This is a genomic window from Actinoalloteichus spitiensis RMV-1378, from assembly GCF_000239155.1.
GTDB lineage: Bacteria > Actinomycetota > Actinomycetes > Mycobacteriales > Pseudonocardiaceae > Actinoalloteichus_B > Actinoalloteichus_B spitiensis.
On the sequence record NZ_AGVX02000632.1, the window covers coordinates 1 to 4,233 of the forward strand.

The window sequence follows — 4,233 nt, forward strand, 5'->3', positions numbered from 1 at the left end:
GGGGGCGGCGGGGGAGACCGGTGGCGCGACCGTGGACCCGGCACTGCCGAGGGCGGACCGCGCGGCCCGCCCGCCCGAGGTCCGCGACCAGGACGCCCGGCCGCGGCACGTCCCGCTCGCGGTCGACGACGGCGTCCTGGTCCACGCCGCCGGTACCGCCCCTCCCACCGCCACCGCCACCGCACGCCCCGACCCGGACGAGGAAGGTGTCGCATGACCCGCACCCTGGTTGTCGTCGGTTACGGCATGGTCGGTCACCGGTTCGTGACCGCGTTCCGCGCCCGCGACCACGAACGTCGCTGGCGCCTGATCGTCCTCGGTGAGGAACGGCACCCCGCCTACGACCGCGTGGGCCTGTCGTCCTACCTCGACGGGCGGGGTCTCGCCGATCTGTGCCTGGACCGTGGGGAACTCGCCGGGGATCCGGCGGTCGATCGGCGGTTGGGTGTCGCGGCCGTGTCGATCGACCGGGACGCCCGGACCGTGCGGACCTCCACCGGTGCGGTGGTGCGCTACGACGCCCTCGTGCTGGCCACCGGTTCCCGCCCCTTCGTGCCACCGGTCCCCGGGCACGACCTGCCGGGGTGCTTCGCGTACCGCACCGTCGACGACCTGGACCGGATCAGGGCCGCGAGCGCGGAGGCGAGGGACGGGGTCGTGGTGGGTGGCGGCCTGCTCGGGTTGGAGGCCGCCAACGCGCTTCGACTGCTCGGGCTGCGCACCCAGGTGGTGGAGATGGCGGACTGGCTGATGCCGCTGCAGGTCGACGAAGGGGGCGGGCGCACCCTGGGACGGCTGGTCGAACGGCTCGGCCTGGTCGTGCGGACCGGCAACGGGACGGGCGCCGTCGAGGCGGGCCAGGACGGCAGGCCCCGGGCGGTGCGCCTGACCGACGGGACGGAGATCCCGGCCGACCTCGTCGTGTTCTCCGCCGGGATCCGGGCGCGTGACGAGCTGGCCAGGGCGGCCGGTCTTCCGGTCGGGGAGCGCGGCGGCGTCCTCGTCGACGAGACCTGCCGAACCGAGGACCCCCGGGTGTGGGCGGTCGGTGAGTGCGCCGCCGTCGCTGGGCGCACCTACGGCCTCGTGGCACCCGGCTACGCGATGGCCGAGACGGTGGTGGACCGGCTGCTCGGGGGTTCCGCCGCCTTCGACGGCGCCGACCCCGCCACCAAGCTGAAACTGCTCGGGGTGGACGTCGCCAGCTTCGGCGACGCGCACTCGGCCACCCCGGGCGCGCTGGACGTCGTCCACGCCAACGCCGCCAGCGGTACCTACACCAAGCTCGTGCTCAGCGACGACGCCAGGACCCTGCTCGGCGGGGTGCTCGTCGGCGACACCCGTGCCTACCCCACCCTGCGTGCCCTGCTCGGGAGGCCGCTGCCCGCCAGCCCGGAGCAGGTGCTGGCACCGGCCGGAGGCGGCGGGCTCAGCGCCGACGCGGTCCCCGACGAGGCCACCGTCTGCTCCTGCCACAACGTCACCAAGGGAGACGTCACCGCCGCCATCACCCAGCACGGGTTGACCGACGTGGCCGGCGTGAAGCGGTGCACCCTCGCGGGAACCGGGTGCGGGTCCTGCGTGCCGATGCTCGGCGGCCTGTTGGCCGGCTGCGGGGTGGAACCGGACCGGGCGCTGTGCGAGCACTTCCGGCACACCAGGGCCGAGTTGTACGAGATCGTGCGCGCCACCGGCATCACCACGTTCTCCGAGCTGGTCCGCGCCCACGGCACCGGCAGGGGCTGCGACATCTGCAAGCCGGTGGTCGCCTCCATCCTCGCCGGCCTGGCAGGGGGGCACGTGCTCTCCGAGGACCAGGCCGGCCTCCAGGACACCAACGACCGCTTCCTGGCCAACATCCAGCGCAACGGCACCTACTCGGTGGTGCCGAGGATCCCCGGTGGGGAGATCACCCCGGAGAAGCTGATCACGATCGGCGAGGTGGCCCGGGACTTCGGCCTCTACACCAAGATCACCGGCGGTCAGCGGATCGACCTCTTCGGCGCCAGGGTCGAACAGCTGCCGCTGATCTGGCGGCGGCTGGTGGATGCCGGGTTCGAGTCGGGCCACGCCTACGGGAAGGCGTTGCGCACGGTGAAGTCCTGCGTCGGTACCGACTGGTGCCGCTACGGGGTGGGGGACTCGGTGGCGATGGCCATCCGGCTGGAACTGCGCTACCGGGGCCTGCGGGCACCCCACAAGGTCAAGGCCGGCGTGTCCGGCTGCGCCAGGGAGTGCGCGGAGGCGAGGTCGAAGGACTTCGGCGTGATCGCCACCGAGAAGGGGTGGAACCTCTACGTGGGCGGCAACGGCGGCTTCACCCCCCGGCACGCCGAGCTGCTGGCGGCCGACCTGGACGACCGTTCGCTCATCGCGCTCGTCGACCGCTTCCTCATGTTCTACATCCGGACGGCGGACCGCCTGCAACGCACGGCGGCGTGGATCGAGGCGATGGAGGGCGGGCTGGAACACCTGCGCGCCGTGGTGGTGGACGACTCGTTGGGAATCGCGGAGGAACTGGAGGCGGCGGTGGAACGTCACGTGGGCGGCTACGCCGACGAGTGGGCCGGGGTGCTGGCCGATCCCGAGAAGCTGGCACGGTTCGTGTCGTTCGTGAACTCACCGGACGTGCCCGACCCGACGATCCGGTTCACCACCGAGCGCGGGCAGATCCGGCCGAGCGGCCCCGGCGGGCCGGTGCCGTTGCCCCTGCCGGCCGTCCGTCCCGAGGCGGTGCGCGCATGAGGTGGCGGGCGGTGTGCCGGTGGGAGGCGCTGTGCCCCGAACTCGGCGCTCCCGTGCTGGTGGACGGTCATCTCATCGCCCTGTTCCGCACGCAGGACGGCGAACTGTACGCCCTGGGCAACGTCGACCCCGTCAGCAGCGCCAGCGTGATGAGCCGGGGCATCGTCGGGGACCGGGCCGGGGAACCGGTGGTGGCCTCCCCCATGCACAAACAGGTCTTCTCCCTCCGGTCGGGACGCTGCCTCGACCTCACCCACCCGGAGTTGACGCTGCCCACCTACGCCGTGCGACGGCAGGGCGACGTCGTCGAGATCGGACTTCCGTGACCCCACCGGGCGATCCTCCACCACCCCTCGCCGGCTACACCGTCGGTGTGACCTCGGCCCGACGGGCGGAGGAACTCGGCGCGCTCCTGCAACGGCGCGGTGCCCAGGTGGTGCACGCCCCGGCCATCAGGATCGTGCCCCTCGCCGACGACGCGGACCTGGTCGCGGCGACCCGGCGGTGCCTGTCGGGTCGGCTGGACGCGGTGGTCGCCACGACGGGCATCGGGTTCCGGGGGTGGGTCGAGGCGGCCGACGGGTGGGGGCTCGGCGAGGGCCTGATCGAGCGGCTGCGGGGCACGCGGCTCCTCGCCCGAGGTCCCAAGGCACGGGGGGCCGTCCGGGCCGCCGGCCTGCCCGACGCCTGGTCACCGGCGTCGGAGTCCTCCGGCGAGGTGCTCGACCGGTTGCTGGGAGAGGGGGTGGCGGGCACCCGGATCGCCGTGCAGCTGCACGGGCAACCGCTGCCGCACTTCGTCGACACCCTCCGCCGCGCCGGGGCGGAGGTCATCGAGGTCCCCGTGTACCGGTGGACGCCACCCGCCGACGTGGAGCCGCTGCGGCGACTCGTCGCGCTGTCCTGCGCGGGGGAGGTGGACGCGGTGACCTTCACCAGCGCGCCGGCGGCGGCGAGCACGATCGCCACCGCCGCCGAGATGGGCAGGCAGCGGGATCTGCTGGCCGCGCTGCGGGGCCGGGTGCTCGCGGCCTGCGTCGGCCCCGTGACCCGCGCCCCGCTGGAGGACCACGAGGTGCCGGCGGTGATGCCCGACCGCTACCGGCTGGGAGCGCTCGTCCGCGAACTGGCCGACGGCCTCGCCGCCCGCTCCCGCCGGCTGCCCGTGGCCGGGACCGAGCTCCGCCTGCGTGGCCGGGCCGTCGTCCTGGGCGGCGTGCTGCGGCCGGTGCCCCCGAGCGCCATGTGCCTGTTGCGGGTCCTCGCGCGGCGGCCGGGTCGGGTGGTGCCCCGGGGCGAACTGGTCGAGGCGCTCCGCGCCGCCCCGGGCGGCAGCCGGGACATCGACGAACACGCCGTGGAGACGGCGATGACGAGGTTGCGGGCGGCGCTGGGACGGTCCGGTGTGGTCCAGACCGTGATCAAACGGGGGTACCGGCTGTCCTACGAGCCGCTTCAGGACGCTCCCCGCTGCGGTGCCCCCGAACC

General features: G+C 74.2%; 4 protein-coding genes. All 4 read left to right on the plus strand.

All coding sequences use genetic code 11. The annotated features are described in order from the left end of the window. Positions 1-217: hypothetical protein (locus ACTIDRAF_RS33485; RefSeq protein ID WP_039789030.1), on the plus strand; the 217-nt coding region annotated here is incomplete at its 5' end. Next, on the plus strand, positions 214-2,745 hold the full coding sequence (nirB, locus tag ACTIDRAF_RS0223080) for a nitrite reductase large subunit NirB (protein ID WP_016701073.1): 2,532 nt from the start codon (positions 214-216) through the stop codon (positions 2,743-2,745). The genes ACTIDRAF_RS33485 and nirB, both read left to right, overlap by 4 nt. Continuing rightward, positions 2,742-3,071, plus strand: a complete 330-nt coding sequence (gene nirD / locus ACTIDRAF_RS0223085) for a nitrite reductase small subunit NirD (RefSeq protein WP_026066415.1) — start codon at positions 2,742-2,744, stop codon at positions 3,069-3,071. The genes nirB and nirD overlap by 4 nt, the downstream gene beginning before the upstream one ends. 47 nt (positions 3,072-3,118) lie before the next feature. Continuing rightward, positions 3,119-4,233 (plus strand): uroporphyrinogen-III synthase (locus ACTIDRAF_RS0223090; protein ID WP_245533616.1); only part of this gene is annotated, 1,115 nt, incomplete at its 3' end.

Excerpts from the sequence above, each read along its gene's own strand:
- nirB (WP_016701073.1), top strand. The coding sequence starts at position 214 with ATGACCCGCACCCTGGTTGTCGTCGGTTACGGCATGGTCGGTCACCGG.
- nirD (WP_026066415.1), top strand. The coding sequence starts at position 2,742 with ATGAGGTGGCGGGCGGTGTGCCGGTGGGAGGCGCTGTGCCCCGAACTC.